The following is a 20,037-nucleotide window of genomic DNA, read 5'->3' on the forward strand; positions in this document are numbered from 1 at the left end:
AGCCGGTAGCCGGTAGCCGGTAGCCGGTAGCCGGTAGCCGGTAGCCGGTGGCCGGTGGCCGGTGGCCGGTGGCCGGTCCGGTACCCGTCGGACGCGCGGAAGCGCGCGGTCAGTCGGAGACGGACTCGGACACCTCGCGCCACTTCTCGTCGGACTCGGTGATCGTGCGGGAGGCCGCCTGGGCGATCTCATAGGCCTGGGCACCCAGCACGATCCGGACGGGGGCGTCCTCGCGTCCGGCGAGGTCGCGTACCACCTGGGCCACCTTGACGGGGTCGGACTCCGCGGAGTTGGCCGTCGAGCTGCTCCTGATCATGTCGGCGAAGGTGCCCACCGTCTGCTGGTAGGGCTCGCTGACCGGCGGAATGGTCATGGACGATCCGGCCCAGTCCGTGCGCATGCCGCCCGGCTCCAGGACGGTGACCTTGATGCCGAGCGGGGCCACTTCCTGGGCGAGGACGGTGGAGAAGCCGCCGACCGCCCACTTCGCGCTCTGGTAGGCGCTCAGTCCGGCCGAGCCGACCCGGCCGCCGACGGAGGAGACCTGGAAGATGTGCCCGCGGCCCTGCTCGCGCAGGACGGGCAGCACTGCCTTGGTGACCTGTACGACACCGTAGAAGTTGGTGTCGATCTGGGCGCGGAAGGCGTCCAGGGTGACGTCCTCGACGGAGGCGATGTCGCCGTAACCGGCGTTGTTGACGACGACGTCGAAGCGGCCGAAGGCGTCGAGGCCCTCCCGAACGGCCCGCTGGACGTCGTCGTCGCGGGCGACGTCGAGGGCCAGGGGAAGGATCCGATCTCCGTGGCGGGCCACGAGATCGTCGAGCTGGGCGGGCTTGCGAGCGGTGGCCACCACCTGGTCGCCGGCCTCCAGCGCCGCCTCGACGATGGCGCGGCCCAGACCGCGGGAGCTTCCGGTGACGAACCAGACCTTGGACATGGACGTTCTCTTTTCTTCCTGGGGGGAGCGCGGGGGATGGTGCGCCGTGCTCGGCCCGCGGGGTGCCGGGCCTGACTTCCCTGCGGGGGCCGCGGGGACGTCGGGCCGATTGCAGACCGCCGGTCTCTTCTGTGGTCGACGGTAAGGTACCGGTGGTCTGATGTCAAAAGACCGATAGTCTGTAACATGGCGGCATGACGACTTTCCAGCGTGCGCGCAGCGAGGAGCAGCGTGAGATCCGGCGACAGGCGATCCTCGACACCGCGGCCGCGATGCTCGACGAGATGTCGGTCGGCGAGGTCAGCCTCAATGAGCTGAGCCGACGTGTCGGGCTGGCCAAGTCGAATGTGCTGCGGTACTTCGAGTCCCGTGAGGCGATCCTGCTGGAGCTGCTGGACACCGCGTGGAAACGATTGATGGACGAACTGCCCGCTCTGCTGGCCGCGGGCATCGGCGCGGAGCATCCGGTACGGCAGCGGGGTGAGGAGTTCGCGGCGGTGTTCACCCGCTGCCTCGCGGAGCGCCGGGTGCTGTGCGATCTGCTCAGCGCACAGGCCGGCGTGCTGGAGCACAACGTGTCCGCGGCGGTCGCCGCCCGGTACAAGAGAGCGGCCATCGGCAACGTCGACGCGCTGGCCGGCCTCGCACGTCAGTACCTGCCCGAACTGGGCGACGGAGCGAGACTGTTCAGTGCGCAGGCCTTCATGATGGCCGGCGCCGTCTGGACCCACGCCCGTCCCTCCCCGGGCATGCTCGCCGCCTACGACGCGGACCCGTCGCTCGCGGCCCTGCGTATGGACTTCGCCGCCACCCTGCGGGAGATGGTGGCCACCCTCATCGCCGGCACCCTCACCCGTACGGCGTCCTGACCGCCGTCTCACCCCGCCCGGGAGCAATCATGCGCGTGGCCTTGTTCGGAGCGTCCGGAATGGTCGGGCAGGGCGTGCTGCGCGCCTGCCTCCAGGACGAAGAGGTCGAGGAGGTGGTGCTCGTCGTGCGCACACCGCTGAAGGAGGAGCATCCGAAGGTGCGGGAGGTCGTGCACGCGGACTTCACCGACTTCGGCGCGGTCCGGGGCGAGTTGGAGGGTCTGGACGCCTGCTTCTTCTGCCTGGGCGTCTCCGCGGCCGGGCGGGACGAGGCGGAGTACACCCGGATCACGTACGACTTCACGCTGGCCGCCGCCCGTGCCGTGAGCGTGAACAATCCCGAGCTGACCTTCGCTTACGTGTCGGGGGAGGGGACCGACAGCACGGAGTCCGGCCGTTCGATGTGGGCGCGGGTCAAGGGCCGTACGGAGAACGCACTGTTGGCCATGCCGTTCCACGCCTACCTGTTCCGGCCCGGCTACATCCAGCCGCGCAACGGAGCCGTCTCCAGGACGTCGGGCTACCGTCTGATGTACCGGCTCACGTCGTGGCTGTACCCCGTTCTCCGCAGGCTGGCCCCCAAGTACGTGACGACGACCGAGCACCTGGGCCGCGCGATGATCGCCGTCGTCGCGCTCAAGGGCGACGGCCCGTCGGTGCTGCGCAGCCCGGAGATCAACCGGCTCGGAGCCGACTGACGCGGCGGGACGGCGACGCGCCTTCCCGGCAGAAGCGTTGGTGCGTACCGGCTCGGGGAGGTCCCGCGGCGGCGCCCGGGGACACGAGCCAGGATTCCATCAGGATCGAAGTGATCGACCCGTGGCGTCGGCGCTCGCCATAGTGGTCGCATGCGTCGTCCATCGGCGCACGTGACCGTTCACCGCTCGGTGGACGACAACTCCGGGGGATCATATGCGTGTTCACAAGAAACTCGGTACGGCGCTGGCGACCGCGGCGCTGGCCGTCGGATTCGGCGCGGTGGCGGCCCCGTCCGCGCACGCCGCCGCGGGCTGCTGGACCAATGACGGCGGCATCAGGTGGTACTGCAACAACGTCTCGGGTGCGGCCGTCTACGGAATCATCGGCAACAACCACTCCTACCCGGACCCCGACAAGATCGTCGGCCACATGTACTCCAACCCGAGCTGGTTCTACTGCAAGGAGGACGGTCAGGCATGGGTCGGCGGGCCGCACCCGACCCGCTGGCTGATGACTGTCGCCGACAACGGGCAACTGGGATTCATGAAGGACACCGCGATCTACAGCGAGACGGACCCGGTGCAGAACTGCTGACCGAGTCTCCAGGCGACACCCGCGTTCCGACACGGTCCCCTGTCCATGCCCCGGCACGCGGCGACAGCGGCGATCGCGCGGGGCGAGGGCCAAGGTGGGGGCCAACGGAAGACGTGCCGGCCCGCGAGCGATCCGGGCCGGCACGCCGCTGGGCGGGATTCCGGATTCCCGTGACGAAGCCCATGCACCCCTTCGACGACCAGCCCGAAACGATGGCCACCACGTGCGCGTCGGCCGGAGGCACGGACCCGGTGCGTGACGCGCTTCCCGGCCCGGCTCCTTCCTGACCCGTACGGCTCGGGGCATGATCGTAGCGACAGATGATGAATGTCCTCATCGCTCGGTGAACCCCCTCAAGGAGGCGCTCGTGACGACGTCATCGCAGCCACGGGTATCGGGTCTGGAAATCCGCTCCATCGACTACGTCCCCCTGGACGAGCGCCATGGAAAGCTGTGGCACCTGGGGCCGCTGTGGTTCATGTCCAACGCGCAGATCGCCACGCTGGCGGTGGGCCTCATCAGCATCACCGGAGGCGGCAACCTCCTCTGGTCGCTGATCGCGATCGCCGCGGGCACGATCCTCGGCACGTTCTTCATGGCCTTCCACTCCGCGCAGGGCCCGCAACTGGGACTGCCGCAGATGATCCAGTCACGGCCGCAGTTCGGCTATGTCGGAGCCCTGTTGGTGTGGCTGTTCGCCTATGTGCAGTACGCCGGATTCAACGTCTTCAACACGATCCTGGCCGGCGAGGCCCTGCACAGCACGGTGCACGGCGGAGTCAAGCCGTGGGTGGTCGTGGTCACGCTCATCGCGTTCGTGATCGCGCTGGTGGGCTACGACGTCATCCACCGCGCGGAGCGGGTCCTCACCTACGCCTTCCTCGTCATCTTCGGGGTCTTCACGGTGGGCATCCTGGTCACCCTGCACTATCCCGCGGGCTCCTTCGACCTCGGCGGCTTCAAGTGGACGCCGTTCCTCGCCCAGTTCGGTGTGGTCGCCGGCTACCAGATCAGCTGGGCCATCTACGTCTCGGACTACTCCCGCTACCTGCCACCCGACGTGACCGTCCGCAAGACGTTCTACTGGACGTACTTCGGGTCGGCGCTCGGCGGTATCTGGCTGATGACCCTCGGCGCGCTGCTCGCCGGGTGGGCGGGCAAGGACTTCGAGACGATCCGATCGATCAACGCCGCGGGCGACAAGGTCTTCAGCGGGTTCGGCGCGATCGTGCTGCTCTTCGCCGCCCTCGGTCTGGTCTCGGTGACGGCGCTCAACATGTACGGCGGCTCCCTCACCCTCATCAGCGCGATCGACTCGTTCAGGAGGGTGCGGCCGACCGTCGCCGTACGGCTCGTGACCCTCGGACTCACCGCCGCGCTCTCCGTGGTGGGCGCACTGGCCGCGACCGCCCACTTCCTGGAGAACTTCAACGACTTCCTGCTGCTGGTGCTCTACCTGTTCATCCCGTGGACCTCGGTGAACCTCATGGACTACTACGTGGTGCGCCGCGGCCACTACGCGGTCGCCGAGATCTTCAACCCCCGTGGAATCTACGGCCGTTGGGGCTGGCACGGCATCGTCGCCTACCTGGTCGGCTTCGCCGTCATGGTGCCGTTCTTCTCCGTCGGAACGCTCTACGTCGGGCCCGCCGCGCACGCGCTCGGCGGCGCGGACATCTCCTTGTTCATCGGGCTGCCCGTCGCCGCGGTCCTCTACTGGCTGTTCACCCGCTCGATCGACGTCGAGGCCGAGACGCGCCTCGCCGAAGCAGAGCTCACGGACCTGGAATCGGCCGCCCACGACCACCGGGAGCCATGACCTCCGCACTTGACCGCGATCGAACCACTCGGACCCCGCCTTCGTCCCCCGTTTCCCGGGAGACGGGGACTGCGCTATTCTCGATCATGAGCTTCCCGGACGAACTCCGGTAGTGGCTCGATGCGTTGGTGGTCCAAGGAAAGACGTCCCGCTTCCTGCGGGGAGATGCAGGTGCGAGGCCTGCCCGGCGCTCCACATGACCCCGTCTCCGGCGTTCCGGAGACGGGGTTCTTTTTACTGCTCCGCGGGGAAGCCGAGTCGGACCTCACGGCGCGAGTCGGCACCTCACGGCGTGGACAGGCCGAGCAGGTCCGCCGCGTTGGTGTCGAGGATCATCGTGACCTCGTCCGGGCCGAGCCCCGAGTCGGCGATGTGGTCCACGGCCCGTAGGAAGACCTCCCCGTCCTCGTACGGGAAGTCCGTACCCAGCACGATGCGGTCCGCCCCGAAGGAAGCCACCGCGGCGAGCAGCGCGGGCGGATGCGCATGACTGACCGTGTCGTACCAGAGGCGGCGGACCGCCACCGAGGGCGGCTCGGGCGTGCCGGGGGACTCGAAGGCCAGATGGTCGTCGAGCCGGCGCGGCAGCAGCGGCAGCGCTCCGCCCAGGTGCGATGCCAGGACGCGCATCCGCGGGTAGCGCGCGGGAAGGCCCGCGAGGACCAGGTGCATGATCGCCACCGTGTCCTCGACCGGCGCCCCGACCATCCATGTCATGTCGTGCTCGGTGATCAGCGGGCTGCCCGCGCCCTCGCCGGCGGGATGGACGTACAACACGGCGCCGCGCCGGTCCAGCTCCTCGTAGAGGGGGCGGAAGAGGGGATCGGCGAGTGTGCGGCCGAGCACGGTCGTGGTCACACCGACACCGACCGCACCCAGTTCGTCGAGGGCGCGGGTCAGCTCGCGCAGGGCCGCGTCCACATGGGGGAGGGGCAGCGCGGCGAAGGCGAGGAACCGATCGGGGAACCGGGCCACCAGCTCCGCGTACGAGTCGTTCGCCGCCTCGGCCAGCGCAACGGCGTCGGACTCCGCGGGCAGGTGCGGGGACTGCGGGGCCGTGGAGAGCACCTGGAGGTCGATGCCCGCACGGTCCATCAGCGCGAAGCGGGTGTCCAGATCGGCATCCGTCGCGTCGGCGCCGATCCCGCGCTGGGTAGCCGTGTCGGACTTCCCCAGACGTTCGAGACGGTCCAGGTACCCCGCGGTCCACAGGTGGGCGTGCACGTCGATGCGCGTAGGGGTCACCCTTCGATGGAACGCCCGGGAAGGGGTGCGGGCCACTCGACGGGGTGAGCGTCACGGGCACCGAGCGCGCCAACACGGTCTTTGCGGGCCGTTCGGGTGGTGGTGCGCGGGAGGCCGGACGCGCTCACGCAGACTGGCCCCGCCGACCGCGACCGTTCGGCATACGACAGCCCCGAAGGAGTCTTCATGTCGAACGTCCCCAACGAGCTGAAGTACACCAGGGACCACGAATGGGTGCGGGTGGCGCGGGACGGCGTGGTGCGTGTCGGTATCACCGACCACGCCCAGAAGGAACTCGGCGACATCGTCTTCGCGGAACTCCCCGCGAAGGGAACCCGCTTCTCCGCGGGCGACCCGTTCGGCACCCTCGAGTCGGTCAAGGCGGTGACCGAGGTCTACGCGCCGGTGTCGGGCGAGGTGACCGCCCTCAACGATGAGCTCAACGACAGCCCCGAGATGGTCAACGAGGACCCTTACGGCGACGGCTGGCTGATCGAGATCAAGCTCACCGACAAGAGTGAACTCGACAGCCTGCTCAGCGACGACGGGTACGAGAGCTACATCAGCCAAGGCGGCAAGTAGTCCCCTGGGCTGACGTGAGCGCGGCGACGGAAGCGGTGTGCGGTCGTGATCACGTCACCACTGACGGCACGGCCCGGCGCCCGTACGGGACGCCGCCGCCATACGCGCCGCACAGCACCGCAGCCTCGCGAAGAGGGCCAGGACCCTGGGCGGACGATCCGGTTCCGCGGATCACCGCGAGGGGTCCTGCCGCTCCGTTCCTCAGGACGCCTCCACCGCGGCCTTGATCCGTCGGCCGAACGCGTCCGCGTCCTTGCGCGCCGCACTCAGCGCGAGGCCCACCAGGAGCTTCCCGATGCCGTGACCTTCGAGGATGTTGAAGATCCTGACGTGGGTCGTGCCCGCACCGGTCGACTCGAGGTCGTAGCCGCCCTGGTCGGCCGTCACGACGTTCTTCGAGATCTCCGTCCACCGGATCCGCCGAGGCGGGTCGAACTCGGTGATCCGGAACTGTCGGCCCGTCTTCATGCCCGCGTCCTTGACCGTGCTCGTGAAGACCGTGCCCACGGCCGTCGGGCCCTCCGGCGTCTTCTTGATCTCCTGCACCCTGGGGCTGAACTTCGGGTCGTTCGTACCCTCGGCCAGGAAGGCGAAGACCTCCTCGACGGGGCGGTTGATCTCGGCTGTCGCCTCGAACTGACCGGCCACGGTTCCTCCTGTGCTGCGATCGCTGGGGCTCCGGCTGAGTGCGCGCGAGTCTGCCGAGCACGCTCAGCCTACGGGCCCGGTCCCACCGGCGCGTCCTGTTGCCGGAGTAAGCCGGCCGGACTCCGTTTCATGAGGCCCGACACACCCGAGAGAGCCTGGTTTGACCCCCGGCAGGTCCGCAAAGGGTAGTAATGGCTGGATGCACGTACGTGGCTTCGACCGCACCTGTGAACGTCCTGTCCCGCACGCCGGCCCCTGGGCGGGCACATCGCGGCCGGGCCGGTGGGGCGGCCGAGAGGCGTCACGCCTGCCACGCCTCCCGCGGACCGGGTGGGGCCCTCCGGGCGCGCGGAGGCCGGTGTGAGGCCGCCCACAAGACCGGAATGAAACATGACGAACAGGTAACGCTCTCCTTCATGCCTTCCACGAACACCCCTCGGCAGGTGACGCGATGACATCGGCGACCGGGACGACCCGGGCGCCGGCCCCGACAGCGACCACGACCGAGTCCGCGCCCACGCCCCGGCCGTCCGCACTTCCCTCGCTCACCGGACTGCGCTGGGTAGCGGCGTCGCTGGTCTTCGGGCTCCATGTGCACAACTTCGGGTACTTCGGCGACACCGGCGGCCGCATCGTGGCGTGGGGATTCGGGGCGGGCGCCAACGGCGTCTCGTTCTTCTTCGTCCTCTCCGGCTTCGTACTGATGTGGTCGGCACGCCCGCGCGACCGCGCCCTGGCCTTCTGGCGGCGGCGCGTCGCCCGCGTCTACCCGGTCCACCTCGTCACCGCCGCGATCGCGCTGCTCATGGGATTCACCCTGTCCGGCCAGATGAGGCCGACCCTGAACTCCGCGCTGGCGAATGTGCTGCTGACGCACTCCTGGTGGCGACCGTGGTGGCAGACACTCGACCCCGTCAGCTGGTCACTCGCCTGCGAGGCATTCTTCTACGCGGTCTTCCCGCTGCTGGCCCTGGGGCTGCGCCGGCTCGAGGCGCGAGGAGTCACCGTCGTCGCCGGGCTGTCGGTGCTGGCGGTCCTGGCCCTGGCCTGGTCCGACGCGCACCACTGGCTGAGCCAGCCGGTGTACTCCTTTCCGGCGGCTCGCCTCCCCGAATTCGTCCTCGGTGCCGCCGTCGCCCGGCTGGTGTTCCTGGGACGCTGGCGCGGGCCAGGCATGGAAGCCTCACTCGCCCTGACGATCATCGGCTACTTCCTCGTTCCCCAGGTCACCCCCGGGTATTCGGCCACCACCTGCACCATCGTCGGCTTCGCCCTGCTGATCCCGGCGGCGGCCGTCGCCGACCTGCGGGGACGGCCCTCACTGTGGCGGCACCGGCGACTGGTGCGGCTCGGCGAACTCTCCTTCGCCTTCTACATGATCCATCTGCTCGTCCTGCGGGCCGGTGTCAACCTGCTCGGGAAGTCCCCGCACTTCGGTGTGGCGGCGGGGCTGACCGCCACCGCCGTGGCGTTCACCGTGGCACTGGGGCTGGCCTGGCTCCTGTACGAGGGTGTGGAACGCCCCGCCCGGGAACTGCTGCTGCGCCGCCGGAGCGGGAAGTCGCAGCCGGCCGTGACCGAGCGGGGCGGAGACGTCGTCCGAGGGGGATAAGGGACTGTCCCGGGCGCACGGCCATGTGCCCCGAGCCGTTCGACGGGCCGGCCGCAGGTGGGCGTGACACCTGGACGGTCGGCCCGTCACCGTCTTCCGGCACGGCGCCGTGTTCGCCTAGGCCGGCTGGGTGAAACGGATGTTGTTGCCGAAGGGGTCGCGCAGGCCGCAGTCGATGCCGTACGGACGCTCGGTGGGCTCCTCGGTGAACTCGACGCCCCGGCCGAGCAGCGTCTCGTACGTCTTGCGGCAGTCGTCCGTGCTGAAGATGAGCGAGCCGCCGGTCGCCCCCTTGGTCACCAGCTCCCTCACCTGCTGTGCCGTCTCCTCGGACAGGGCGGGGGGCCCCGGCTTCTCCAGCAGGATCTGGCGGTCGGGGTGTCCCGGGACGTTGACGGTCAACCAGCGCATGAAGCCGAGGTCGACATCGGCGTTGACCTCCAGGCCGAGCTTGCCCACGTAGAAGTCGAGGGCCTGGTCCTGGTCGAGGACGTAGATCTGTGAGTGCGTGATGGCGTTGAACATGTGCGTCACGCTACCGGGCGGGCCGGACGGAAACTTGTCCAAAACTGCTCAGTCGACAGCCCCTGGATCCCGCGTCCTGGATCCCGCGCCGCGTCCCTGACGTCGACGAGACCGGTGTCGCCGAAGCCCGCGGCCCGGCGGGTCAGCCGGTGGGCCGCAGCCAGGCCATGGTGAAGCACGTCGGCACGTTCGCGGGGGTCGCTTCCTTGCGGTACGTCCTCGGTGACCGGCCGACGATCTCGCGGAACGTGCGGCTGAAGGTTCCGGGACTGCCGAAGCCCACCGCGTAGCAGATGTCCGTCACACTGCGGTCGGTCTCCCGCAGCAGGAACATCGCGCGCTCGACACGGCGGCGCTGCAGATAGCGGTGCGGTGTCTCGCCGAACGTGGCCCGGAAGGTGCGGGTGAAGTGGGCCTGGGACACATGGGCGATCCGGGCCAGGGCCGGGACGTCCAGCGGCTGCGCGTAGGCGCGGTCCATCGCGTCCCTCGCTCGCAGCATGCGGCGGTTGGTGTCTTCGGTGGCGCGGCTCACGGCGTCATCACACCACGATTCTCCGCCGCCCCTCACCTGTCCCGCGGCCGCCCCGGGGCGGCCGTGTCCGTGGCGGAGCCGGGCCGGTGGGTGCCACCGGGAACCCAGGACGGATCCAGGCCGGCCCGCGCGGGGCCGGCCGGCCTGGATGTCACGCGTCTCGCGTCAGGTGTCAGACCAGGTCGAACCGGTCGAGGTCCATCACCTTGCTCCACGCCGCGACGAAGTCGTTCACGAACTTCTCCTTCGCGTCATCGCTCGCGTAGACCTCCGCGAGCGCGCGCAGCTCCGAGTTCGACCCGAAGACGAGGTCGGCGCGGCTGCCGGTCCACTTGACCTCGCCCGTGGCGGCGTCTCGGGCCTCGAACGTGTTGGCGTCCTCGGAGACCGCCTTCCACGTCGTCCCCAGGTCGAGCAGGTTGGTGAAGAAGTCGTTGGTCAGCGCCCCGGGGGTGGTGGTGAGGGCGCCGAGCGACGACTGCTGGTAGTTGGCGCCCAGCACGCGGAGACCACCGACGAGGACCGTCATCTCGGGAGCGCTCAGGGTCAGCAGGTTCGCCCGGTCGATCAGCAGGTACTCGGCCGGGAGCCGGTTGCCCTTGCCCAGGTAGTTGCGGAACCCGTCGGCGGCCGGCTCGAGCGGGGCGAACGCCTCCACGTCCGTCTGCTCCTGCGAGGCGTCCGCACGGCCCGGTGCGAACGGGACCTCGACGTCGAAGCCGGCGTCCTTGGCGGCCCGCTCGACGGCGGCACCCCCGGCCAGCACGATCAGGTCGGCGATCGAGACCCGCTTGCCGCCGGTCTGGGCGGAGTTGAAGGTGTTCTGGATTCCTTCCAGGGTGCGCAGCACCGTCGCCAGCTGGTCGGGGTCGTTGACCTCCCAGCCGCTCTGCGGCTGGAGGCGGATGCGCGCGCCGTTGGCGCCGCCGCGCTTGTCGCTGCCGCGGAAGGACGACGCCGACGCCCAGGCGGCGGACACGAGCTGGGCCACCGACAGGTCCGAGGCGAGGACCTGGCTCTTGAGGGAGGCGATGTCCGCCGCGTCGACGAGCTCGTGCGCGACCTCGGGCAGGGGGTCCTGCCACAGCAGCTCCTCGGCCGGGACCTCCGGACCGAGGTAGCGCACGACCGGGCCCATGTCACGGTGGGTGAGCTTGAACCACGCGCGGGCGAAGGCGTCGGCGAACGCGTCGGGGTTCTCGAGGAAGCGCCGCGAGATCAGCTCGTAGGCGGGGTCGACGCGGAGCGACAGGTCGGTCGTCAGCATCGTCGGGGCGTGGGTCTTCGACGGGTCGTGGGCGTCGGGGACGGTGGTCGCGCCGGCACCGTCCTTCGGCCGCCACTGGTTCGCGCCCGCGGGGCTCTTGAACAGCTCCCACTCATAGCCGAACAGGATCTCGAAGAAGCTGTTGTCCCAGGTCACAGGGGTGTTCGTCCAGATGCCCTCGAGACCGCTGGTGATCGCGTCGCCACCCTTGCCGGTGCCGAACGAGTTCTTCCAGCCGAGGCCCTGCTCCTCGAGCGGGGCGGCCTCGGGGTCGGCGCCGACGCTGTCCGCCGGGCCCGCGCCGTGGGTCTTGCCGAAGGTGTGGCCGCCCGCGATCAGCGCGACGGTCTCCTCGTCGTTCATGGCCATCCGGCGGAACGTCTCACGGATGTCGCGGGCCGCGGCGAGCGGGTCCGGAGTTCCGTTCGGGCCCTCGGGGTTGACGTAGATGAGGCCCATCTGGACGGCGCCGAGGGGGTTCTCGAGCTCTCGGTCGCCGGTGTAGCGCTCGTCACCCAGCCAGGTGGTCTCGGGACCCCAGTAGACGTCCTCGTCGGGCTCCCACACGTCCGCGCGGCCGCCGGCGAAGCCGAACGTCTTGAAGCCCATCGTCTCCAGGGCGACGTTGCCGGTGAGGATCATGAGGTCGGCCCACGAGATGCTCTGCCCGTACTTCTTCTTGACGGGCCACAGCAGCCGGCGGGCCTTGTCGAGGTTGCCGTTGTCCGGCCAGCTGTTCAGCGGTGCGAAGCGCTGCTGCCCGGCTCCGGCGCCGCCGCGGCCGTCGCTGATGCGGTAGGTGCCCGCGCTGTGCCAGGCCATCCGGATCATGAAGGGGCCGTAGTTGCCGAAGTCGGCCGGCCACCAGTCCTGTGAGTCCGTCAGCACCTCCGCGATGTCCCGCTTCACGGCGGCGAGGTCGAGACCGTTGAACGCGTCGGCGTAGTCGAACTCCTCACCGAGCGGGTTGGCGACGGCCGGGTTCTTGGCGAGGATCTTCAGGTTGAGGCGATCGGGCCACCACTGGCTGTTCCCGCCGCCCTGCGTCGGGTGCGTGGCGCGATCGTGCGCGACGGGGCAGCCACCTCCGCCCTCCGTCTTGGCGTCTACGACGATTGCATCATGGTTCTCAGACATGGGAATCCTTCCGGACCAGGCGGATCGTGGTGCTCAGGTACTGCGGGCGGAGGCACGGCCGGGGCGGGGGCCCCGGAGGACGCCTCCCGGCCTCGTCGGGCGGGAGGCGGTGACCGTCGTACGGGTTCGGGCGAGGCGCCGGGCCGTCGACCGGGCCGACGCGATGAACGGGTCCTGGCGCGTCGAGCGCGGGGAGATCCTCGCCGGCGGCCCGAGGGGAGACGTGGTCCGCGCGGTCGCGCGCCCCGGACGTGGCCGCCCCGATGCCGAGGCGGTCACCTTCCCGGACGGTTGCTAGCCGTGCGACGCGGGCGGCCGTCACCTTCGGACCGGCATCGCGCGGCTTCCCGGCGGTGGTCCCGTCACGTCTCTGTCTCATGCCGTTTTGGAGTCTTCCTGTCCCTTGGCCAGCGCCAGAACCGATCCTACGATGGACAGAGTCTTAGTCAAGAAGCGCGCCAAAGCCGTATCCAATAGGAGCCCGGACGTTCACTGGTAAAATTCGGGTATCCCACCGAACCTGAATAGGTGAACCGATATGAGTGACCTGCTGGAACGACTGCGAGCGCGTGGCTGGCGGATGACCTCCCAGCGACGTGTCGTCGCGGAGGTCCTCGACGGCGACCACGTCCACTTCACGGCCGACGAGGTGCACGCCCGCGCGGCGCAGCGGCTGCCCGAGATCTCCCGGGCGACCGTCTACAACACGCTGGGCGAGATGGTGTCACTCGGTGAGGTCATAGAGGTCTCGACCGACGGCCGCGCCAAGCGCTACGACCCCAACGCGCACCACGCCCACCAGCACCTGGTGTGCTCCAACTGCGGCACCATCCGGGACGTGCACCCGACCGGCGACCCGCTGGCCGACCTCCCGGCGGTGGAGCGTTTCGGCTTCCAGGTGTCCGAGGTCGAGGTCACCTACCGCGGACTGTGCCCCTCCTGCGCCTGAGGGCTGTCCCGGGATCCGCGGCGGGCGCTCGATGACGTTCACGGCACCTCCTCGTCGCGTCGCCCGAGCCGCGAACGGGGTGGGTGTGTTGCCCGCGCCGCGCACTCGGCGCACGCTGGACCCATGGGTGCTCAGGACGGCCCCACGCTCATCGCGTCCGTACAGCGGGCCTTTCGTCTGCTGGAGGCCGTGAGCGCGCACGAGAACGGCGCTCCGGCGAAGCAGCTGGCGCGAGAGACCGGCCTGCCGCTGGCCACCGCGTACCACCTGCTGCGGACGCTGGTGCACGACGGATACGTACGGAAGCTGGCCGACGGCGGCTTCATCCTCGGGGACAGACTGCAGGCGCTGCACAGCACCGCCCGTGGCCAGACGCTACTGAGCCGGATCCGTCCCACGCTCGCCGCGCTGCGGGACGAACTCGCGACCCCCGCGTACCTCACCTTCTACGAGGACGGTGAGATCCGGGTCGCGGAGATCGTCGACGGTCCCCGGGCGCCCCGGGTCGACCTCTGGGTGGGAATGGAGGACGCCGGCCACGCCACGGCCCTGGGCAAGTCCGTCCTGCGGGAGCTGGACGACGACGCCCGCAACGACTACCTCTCCCGGCACTGCCTCGCCGACCTCACTCCGCGGACCGTGACGACTTCCTCCGAGCTGCTCCGGCGGCTCGACTCCTCACCCGTGGCCCCGGCCGTCACGGATCTGGAGGAGTACGCCCTCGGTACGGTCTGTGTCGCCGTGCCCGTCTACTGCGGGGACACGCTGGGCGCGCTCGGCGTGTCCCTGCCGGCGGAGCGCGTCTCCCGGCTCGAGGAGGTCGTGACACGGCTCATCCCGACGGCAAACCGGGTGACGAGAGGTCTCTCTCTCACTATCTGAAATCCGTGTCCTTGTGAGCGCCGGGCGGAACGCGTTTCCTGGATGAAACGGACATACCGGAAGTGATCCGGCACACAGGTGAGGACTGCGGTCGAAACATGAGTCAGGCCCGAGACCATGCCGGCGCCCACAGGCCGTTGCGGCCGATCTGGGGTCGAACAGCGCCCCTCAAGGCATTCGCCCAGCGGCGCGCCACCTCCCAGCTCGCCGCCGGAGTACCCGTACTGCCCCTGCTGTTCGTCTCCGTCATCGTGCTCGTCGACGTGGTCGGCGGAGCCGGCATGATCTGGCTGTCCCTGCTCGCGGCCGGCCCCGCACTCGCCGCCACGACCAACGGGCCGCGCGGTGTGCTCTGCATCGGCCTCCTCGCCGCCGTACTGGGCGCGAGGCTCGGCGTCAGGGACGGTGTGCCCCCCGGGGAACTGGCGGCCGTGCTGTCCGCGCTGACGGCCGTCACCCTGGCGAGTGGCCTGGCGAGCTCGCTGCGCGGCCGCCGCGAGCGGGTGCTCGCCGCCGTCCGCTCGGTCGCCGAGGCCGCCCAGCACGCACTGCTCACACCGATACCGGAGACGGTCGGCCCCTTCCGGGTCGCCGTCCGCTACAGCGCCGCCGCGGCGGAGGCCCGGATCGGCGGAGATCTCTACGCCCTGGTGTCCACCCCGTACGGCGTCCGGCTGATCGTCGGCGACGTGCGCGGCAAGGGACTGCCGGCCGTGGGGACCGCGGCGCTCGTGCTCGGGGTCTTCCGTGAGGCCGCCTACGACGAGCCCGATCTGCTCGCCGTCGTCGGCAGGATCGAGCGGAGCCTGGCACGCAATCTCGGCGGCGACGACTTCGTCACGGCCGTGGTCGCCGGATATGGGCAGGCGGGGCATCTGGAGGTCGTCAACTGCGGGCACGCCCCTCCGTTGCTGGTGCGCGCGTCCGGAAGCGTCGAGGCCGTGGAGCCCACCCACCCCGCCCCGCCCCTCGGGCTGCGCGCCCTGTCGGGCGAGCTGCCCAGCCTCCAGGTGCTGCACTTCGCGGACGGGGACCAGCTGCTGCTCTACACCGACGGGGTCACCGAGGCCCGCAACCACGATCGCGAGTTCTATCCGCTGGCCGAGGGTCTGGCGCGCCATGTGTGCGAGGAGCCGGCGCGCACCCTGGACGCGCTCCACGACGAGCTGCTGACGTATGTGGGGGGCCGACTGCACGATGACGCCGCGCTGCTCCTGCTGCGCAAGCCGGCCGCTTCCCGAACGGCCACCGCTGGTCCGGCTGTGTCGGGTCCGCTTGCGTCGGCTCCGGCCACCGCTGGTCCGGCCGTGTCGGCTCCGGGTGCCTCTGCTTCGGTCGCGTCGGGTCCGGTCGCCTCTGCTGGGGCCGCGTGCGGTCCGCTCGCGTCCGATCCGGCGGTGTCGGGTCGGCCGGTGCCGGGCCGGGCCGCTTCGGATCTGGTGGTGTCTCGCGGGACGGGCGTGTGCTCGGACCGCTTCTGACCGCGCCGCCGTCGGACGCCGGTCTTGATCCCTTCTCCGCGAACGGAAGCGTTGATCTCCGCGAACGGAGGCGTTGAGCGACGGGTTCCGCGTCTATGGAGGGGGTGATTGACGGGTACGCCGTGAGCGCGGGCCGTGGGCCACGCGCTCTCACATACGTCCGCTCCTGATCACGCCGCGACGAGGTCGGCCCACCGGGTCACTCCACCGGGGTGGAACCGTATGCCGTACCGGGTCGCCAGGGCCCGGACGATCTCCTCGCCGCGGCCGTGCTCGTCGGGGTCGATCCCTTCGAGCTCCTGCCCCGCCGCGCGTGCGGGTCCCGCGTCGGTGACCTCGACCCGCAGGGTGTCGAGTCCGTCGCCCCGTATCCAGGACAGTCGCAGCTCCGCCGGGGGCAGCGCGTGCACGATCGCGTTGGTGAGCAGTTCCGACACCACGAGCAGCGCGTCCTCGAAGATCCCCGGCGACACGTTCCAGTCGGTGAGGACCACGCCCGCGCGTCGGCGGACGGCCGAGACGGCCCCGGCGACGGGCGGCAGCGGGAAGACGTACTCGACTGCCTCTCGAAGCTTCGTCTCCCGAAGCCTCGTATTGAGCTGTAGCGCCATCTCTTCTCCTCCGGGGTGAGCGCTGTCGGCCGATTGCCGGAACCTCAGCGCGTTGCCGGGCCTCAGAGCACGTTAAGGACCGAAATGAGGTGGGTCAATGAACGGCGGTCGGCATTACCGAACGCCGCACCCGGCGCGGTGTCCGCACCGTCTCCCCGCACGTCAAGCGGACCCTCCGCGGCGGTAATAGGCTCGGATCATGGCCGGCCCAGTCCAGTCGATCGAACGGGCGGCTGCGATCTTGCGTCTGCTCGCCGGTGAGCCTCGCCGACTAGGGCTGGGCGAGGTGGCGGCCTCGCTCGGGCTGGCCAAGGGCACCGCCCACGGCATCCTGCGCACACTCCAGCACGTGGACTTCGTGGAACAGGACGCGGAAACCGGGAAGTACCAGCTCGGAGCCGCTCTCCTGCACCTCGGCACCAGTTATCTCGACATCAACGAGCTGCGGTCGCGCTCCATCAACTGGGCCGACGCGCTGGCCGCCCGCAGTGGGGAGTCGGTCCGTCTGGGCACGCCCCTGGAGGGCATGGTCCTCGTCGTCCACCATGTGTTCCGGCCGGACGACACGCTCCAGACGCTGGACGTGGGCTCGCTGCTGCCGCTGCACGCCTCCTCGCTGGGCAAGGTGCTGATGGCCTTCGGGGCCGTGACCGTCGAGCCGGTCCTGGAAGCCGGCCTCGAGGCGTACACCCGGCACACGCTGGTCACTCCGGAGCGGCTCGGCCGGGCACTGGCCGAGATCAGGGAACTCGGCTGGGGCGCCGAGGTCCAGGAGATGACCATGGGCGAAGCCGGCATCGCGTCGCCGATCCGGGGGCACGGCGGACTCGTGGTCGGGGCGATCGGCCTGTCCGGCCCGGTGGAGCGGATCTGCGACGGCCACGGCCGCCCCCGGCCGAAGCTGGTCACCCTGCTCCGGGAGGCCGCGCGGGCCATCTCCAGGGAGCTCGGGGCAGCTCGCTGGTGACGGCCACCGCCTCACCGACACATCGGAAGGCAGAACCCGATCATGGTTGAACGGTATGTAATGTCCATCGATCAGGGCACCAACTCCACCCGATGCATCCTGTTCGACCACCACGGGCGATTGGTGTCGGTCGCCCAGCGCGAGCACCAGCAGCACTTCCCCCGCCCCGGATGGGTCGAGCACGACGCCGTCGAGATCTGGCGCAACCTTCGGCGCATCGTCCCGGAGGCCCTGTCCGACGAAGGTGTCGGCGCGGCGGAGGTGGCCGCCATCGGTCTCGCGAACCAGCGGGAGACGACGGTGGTCTGGGACCGGCGGACGGGCGTCCCGCTGGGCAGGGCCATCGTCTGGCAGGACACCCGTACGGCGCCGCTCGTCGAGGCCCTCCGAATCGACCCCGGAGACGATTTCTTCCTGGAGCGTTGCGGTCTGCCTCCCTCGACCTATTTCTCGGCGCTGCGGATCCGCTGGCTGTTCGACCACGTCAACGGGCTGGAACGGCGTGCCGAGGACGGTGAGGTGCTGTTCGGCACGATGGAGAGCTGGCTGATCTGGAACCTCACCGGAGGGGTGGACGGCGGTCTGCACATCACGGACGCGACGAACGCCAGCCGCACCATGCTGATGAACATCCATACCTTGAAGTGGGACGACGAGCTTTTGGCGTTCTTCGGTGTTCCCCGCCCCATGCTTCCGGAGATCCGGTCCTCCGCCGAGAACTACGGCGAGGCCCGCTCGCTCCTCCCGGGTGTCCGTATCACCGCCGCGCTCGGGGACCAGCAGGCCGCCCTGTTCGGCCAGACCTGTTTCTCCCCGGGCGAGGCGAAGTGCACCTACGGAACGGGCAGCTTCCTGCTGCTCAACACCGGTACGGACGTCGTCCGGTCGCGGCACGGACTCCTCACGACCGTCGCCTACAAGATCGGGGACGAGCCCCCGGTCTACGCACTTGAGGGTTCGATCGCGGTCACCGGCTCACTGGTCCAGTGGTTCCGTGACCGCCTGGGACTGATCAACAGCGCGCCGGAGATCGAGACCCTCGCGCGCACGGTCGAGGACAACGGCGGCTGCTACATCGTGCCCGCCTTCTCCGGTCTGTTCGCACCCCGCTGGCGCAGTGACGCGCGCGGGGTCATCGTCGGTCTCACGTCGTACATCACCAGGGGACATCTGGCGCGGGCGGTCCTGGAGGCCACCGGCTGGCAGACCCGGGAGGTCGTCGACGCCATGAACGCCGATTCCTCGGTGGCCCTGAAGCAGCTCAAGGTCGACGGCGGGATGACAGCGGACAACCTGCTCATGCAGTTCGTGGCAGACGTACTCGATGTACCCGTGGTGCGGCCCATGGTGGCCGAGACGGTGTCCCTGGGCGCCGCCTACGCCGCGGGGCTCGCCGCCGACTACTGGCCGGACCTGGAGATCCTGCGCCGCAACTGGCACCGGGCCGGCCAGTGGCTGCCCGACATGGACCCGGTGCGCCGTGACGCGGAGTACGACAACTGGCAGCGGGCCGTCGAGCGGTCGCTGGGGTGGATCAAACCACCGGGGTCCACTTGACGCGGGTGACGGGGGCGATGCCGGCAGTCGACACGGAACTCGCCGACTGCCGGGCCGCATCCATCACTCCCTGACCCACGGACCGACGCGGTGCCGTGTGCCGGGGCCCTGATTACACGGACTTCGGTCCCGCCTGCTGCACGACGTCGAAGGACCACAGCGTGGATCCGGCGGCGGCGGGCTTGGGGCGCTCGCCGCCCTCGCCGGCACCCTGGTGGGCCGCCTTCATGGGCCCCTCCATCCATGCCTGGAAGGACTCCTCGTCACGCCAGCGGGTGTAGACGAGGTAGTTGTCGGTGCCTTCGACCGGGCGGAGGAGTTCGAACCACTCGAAACCGTCGGAGTTCTCCACGGCGTGCGCTCGGGAGGCGAAGCGCTTCTCCAGCGTCTCCCGCTGCTCGGAAGGGACGGTCAGTACGTTGATTTTTACTACGCTAGGCACCTGACACCTCTCGTCAAACGGGGCCTCGACTGGACCCCTGATCTGGACCATGTGCGCGCAGTGTCCTACATCCGACAGTCAAGGAAGCGTGAGGACGACTCCGCGTCGTCTCCCGAAGCACAGCGGACCAAGTGCGAGGCGCTGATCGCAGCCAAAGGCTGGGACAACGCGGGCCACTTCGCCGACGTCGGCAAATCCGGCTGGGACCCCAAGGTTGTCCGGCCGGAGTTCGAGGAGATGATGTCCGCCGTTCGCGCCGTGCACGTAGACGCAGTGGTCGTGTTCTCGCTGTCCCGCCTCACTCGACAGGGTGCTCTTGAGGCCATGCTGATCAATGAGCGCGCCGCGGCCGCTGCTCATGATCGCCGGAACCGAGGCGGACACCGCCTATTGCAGCCGTGAGGCCGTCGAGAGGGCGGGGGAGCCGAAGGAGCTCTTCGGGGGGCGGGGGGCGAGGGCGCCACCCACGTCGACCTGTATGAAAATGACGCGTACGTGCCGACCGCCGTGGCGAAGTTGACCGGCTTCTTCAAGGAGCACCTGGCGTCCGCATGAGTCGGCGTGCCGGGCGGCGGTGAACGGAGCGGTGCGGCGGGGGAGGGTCGCGGGACACACCCCCCGGGGGCCCGGACCGTCCGAGACGAGAGGAAGACCTGCGCCGGGCGCCGACCGCGCC

At 69.8% G+C, this 20,037-nt stretch carries 21 protein-coding genes and 1 tRNA gene; 14 read left to right on the top strand and 8 right to left on the bottom strand.

Annotation, left to right across the window (positions count from 1 at the left end):
• Positions 1 to 109 precede the first annotated feature (109 nt).
• A complete protein-coding gene (locus tag ACFVTC_RS26345) occupies positions 110 to 940 on the bottom strand; it encodes an SDR family NAD(P)-dependent oxidoreductase (RefSeq protein WP_390130937.1) in 831 nt (276 codons plus the stop codon).
• Positions 941 to 1,134: 194 nt separating this feature from the next.
• Here ACFVTC_RS26345 and ACFVTC_RS26350 point away from each other — a divergent pair, with 194 nt between their 5' ends.
• From ACFVTC_RS26350 to ACFVTC_RS26370, 5 genes are all read left to right on the top strand, one after another.
• Positions 1,135 to 1,809 carry a TetR family transcriptional regulator gene (locus ACFVTC_RS26350; RefSeq protein WP_390130938.1) on the top strand — a complete coding sequence of 225 codons (675 nt, stop codon included), beginning with the start codon at positions 1,135 to 1,137 and terminating at the stop codon, positions 1,807 to 1,809.
• 29 nt (positions 1,810 to 1,838) lie between these two features.
• Positions 1,839 to 2,507 carry an NAD(P)H-binding protein gene (locus ACFVTC_RS26355; protein WP_390130940.1) on the top strand — a complete coding sequence of 223 codons (669 nt, stop codon included), beginning with the start codon at positions 1,839 to 1,841 and terminating at the stop codon, positions 2,505 to 2,507.
• A gap of 214 nt (positions 2,508 to 2,721) precedes the next feature.
• Positions 2,722 to 3,102, top strand: coding sequence for a hypothetical protein (locus tag ACFVTC_RS26360; RefSeq protein ID WP_390130942.1), 381 nt, complete (start codon positions 2,722 to 2,724; stop codon positions 3,100 to 3,102).
• A gap of 367 nt (positions 3,103 to 3,469) precedes the next feature.
• Positions 3,470 to 4,921, top strand: coding sequence for a purine-cytosine permease family protein (locus ACFVTC_RS26365; protein ID WP_390130944.1), 1,452 nt, complete (start codon positions 3,470 to 3,472; stop codon positions 4,919 to 4,921).
• 122 nt (positions 4,922 to 5,043) lie between these two features.
• Positions 5,044 to 5,116 (top strand) — tRNA-Arg (locus tag ACFVTC_RS26370).
• Between the two features lie 90 nt (positions 5,117 to 5,206).
• Here the strand turns inward: ACFVTC_RS26370 and ACFVTC_RS26375 are convergent.
• Positions 5,207 to 6,166 (bottom strand): amidohydrolase family protein, encoded by a 960-nt coding sequence (locus tag ACFVTC_RS26375; RefSeq protein ID WP_390130946.1) that lies wholly within the window; start codon positions 6,164 to 6,166, stop codon positions 5,207 to 5,209.
• Between the two features lie 186 nt (positions 6,167 to 6,352).
• On the opposite strand from ACFVTC_RS26375, the gene gcvH reads away from it, so the two are divergent.
• Positions 6,353 to 6,748: a glycine cleavage system protein GcvH gene (gene gcvH, locus ACFVTC_RS26380; RefSeq protein WP_390130948.1), complete on the top strand. Its 396-nt coding sequence runs from the start codon at positions 6,353 to 6,355 to the stop codon at positions 6,746 to 6,748.
• A 201-nt stretch (positions 6,749 to 6,949) separates the two neighbouring features.
• On the opposite strand, the gene ACFVTC_RS26385 is transcribed toward gcvH, so the two are convergent.
• The gene (locus ACFVTC_RS26385; RefSeq protein WP_329294361.1) at positions 6,950 to 7,396 is read right to left on the bottom strand and encodes an SRPBCC family protein; all 447 of its coding nucleotides are present in this window, start codon (positions 7,394 to 7,396) and stop codon (positions 6,950 to 6,952) included.
• A gap of 451 nt (positions 7,397 to 7,847) precedes the next feature.
• Between ACFVTC_RS26385 and ACFVTC_RS26390 the strand changes: the two genes are divergently transcribed.
• Complete coding sequence (locus ACFVTC_RS26390; RefSeq protein ID WP_390130949.1) at positions 7,848 to 9,008, top strand: acyltransferase family protein; 1,161 nt, start codon at positions 7,848 to 7,850, stop codon at positions 9,006 to 9,008.
• A 117-nt stretch (positions 9,009 to 9,125) separates the two neighbouring features.
• Here the strand turns inward: ACFVTC_RS26390 and ACFVTC_RS26395 are convergent, their stop codons facing one another.
• The 3 genes from ACFVTC_RS26395 to katG form a co-directional block, all read right to left on the bottom strand.
• Entirely contained in the window at positions 9,126 to 9,533 is a 408-nt protein-coding gene (locus ACFVTC_RS26395) for a VOC family protein (protein WP_390130951.1), read from the bottom strand.
• A 142-nt stretch (positions 9,534 to 9,675) separates the two neighbouring features.
• The gene (locus ACFVTC_RS26400) at positions 9,676 to 10,068 is read right to left on the bottom strand and encodes a helix-turn-helix domain-containing protein (RefSeq protein ID WP_390130953.1); all 393 of its coding nucleotides are present in this window, start codon (positions 10,066 to 10,068) and stop codon (positions 9,676 to 9,678) included.
• A 172-nt stretch (positions 10,069 to 10,240) separates the two neighbouring features.
• The gene (gene katG, locus ACFVTC_RS26405) at positions 10,241 to 12,472 is read right to left on the bottom strand and encodes a catalase/peroxidase HPI (protein WP_390130955.1); all 2,232 of its coding nucleotides are present in this window, start codon (positions 12,470 to 12,472) and stop codon (positions 10,241 to 10,243) included.
• Here katG and ACFVTC_RS26410 point away from each other — a divergent pair.
• From ACFVTC_RS26410 to ACFVTC_RS26425, 4 genes are all read left to right on the top strand, one after another.
• A complete protein-coding gene (locus ACFVTC_RS26410) occupies positions 12,471 to 12,770 on the top strand; it encodes a hypothetical protein (RefSeq protein WP_390130956.1) in 300 nt (99 codons plus the stop codon). The two genes, katG and ACFVTC_RS26410, sit on opposite strands and share 2 nt — an antisense overlap.
• Positions 12,771 to 13,010: 240 nt before the next feature.
• A complete protein-coding gene (locus tag ACFVTC_RS26415) occupies positions 13,011 to 13,421 on the top strand; it encodes a Fur family transcriptional regulator (protein WP_168532850.1) in 411 nt (136 codons plus the stop codon).
• 123 nt (positions 13,422 to 13,544) lie between these two features.
• Positions 13,545 to 14,303, top strand: coding sequence for an IclR family transcriptional regulator (locus ACFVTC_RS26420; RefSeq protein WP_390130958.1), 759 nt, complete (start codon positions 13,545 to 13,547; stop codon positions 14,301 to 14,303).
• A 98-nt stretch (positions 14,304 to 14,401) separates the two neighbouring features.
• Entirely contained in the window at positions 14,402 to 15,784 is a 1,383-nt protein-coding gene (locus ACFVTC_RS26425; protein WP_390130960.1) for a PP2C family protein-serine/threonine phosphatase, read from the top strand.
• 170 nt (positions 15,785 to 15,954) lie between these two features.
• On the opposite strand, the gene ACFVTC_RS26430 is transcribed toward ACFVTC_RS26425, so the two are convergent.
• Positions 15,955 to 16,395, bottom strand: coding sequence for an ATP-binding protein (locus ACFVTC_RS26430; RefSeq protein WP_390130962.1), 441 nt, complete (start codon positions 16,393 to 16,395; stop codon positions 15,955 to 15,957).
• Between the two features lie 199 nt (positions 16,396 to 16,594).
• On the opposite strand from ACFVTC_RS26430, the gene ACFVTC_RS26435 reads away from it, so the two are divergent.
• Together ACFVTC_RS26435 and glpK are read left to right on the top strand one after the other, a co-directional pair.
• A complete protein-coding gene (locus ACFVTC_RS26435; protein ID WP_390130964.1) occupies positions 16,595 to 17,362 on the top strand; it encodes an IclR family transcriptional regulator in 768 nt (255 codons plus the stop codon).
• A gap of 42 nt (positions 17,363 to 17,404) precedes the next feature.
• Positions 17,405 to 18,919 (top strand): glycerol kinase GlpK, encoded by a 1,515-nt coding sequence (glpK, locus tag ACFVTC_RS26440; protein WP_390130966.1) that lies wholly within the window; start codon positions 17,405 to 17,407, stop codon positions 18,917 to 18,919.
• A 112-nt stretch (positions 18,920 to 19,031) separates the two neighbouring features.
• Here the strand turns inward: glpK and ACFVTC_RS26445 are convergent, their stop codons facing one another.
• The gene (locus ACFVTC_RS26445; protein WP_390130968.1) at positions 19,032 to 19,361 is read right to left on the bottom strand and encodes an antibiotic biosynthesis monooxygenase family protein; all 330 of its coding nucleotides are present in this window, start codon (positions 19,359 to 19,361) and stop codon (positions 19,032 to 19,034) included.
• A gap of 60 nt (positions 19,362 to 19,421) precedes the next feature.
• On the opposite strand from ACFVTC_RS26445, the gene ACFVTC_RS26450 reads away from it, so the two are divergent.
• Entirely contained in the window at positions 19,422 to 19,763 is a 342-nt protein-coding gene (locus ACFVTC_RS26450; RefSeq protein WP_390130969.1) for a recombinase family protein, read from the top strand.
• The last annotated feature ends 274 nt before the right edge of the window (positions 19,764 to 20,037 follow it).

This window comes from Streptomyces sp. NPDC057950 (genome assembly GCF_042887295.1).
Taxonomy (GTDB): Bacteria; Actinomycetota; Actinomycetes; order Streptomycetales; family Streptomycetaceae; genus Streptomyces; species Streptomyces kaempferi.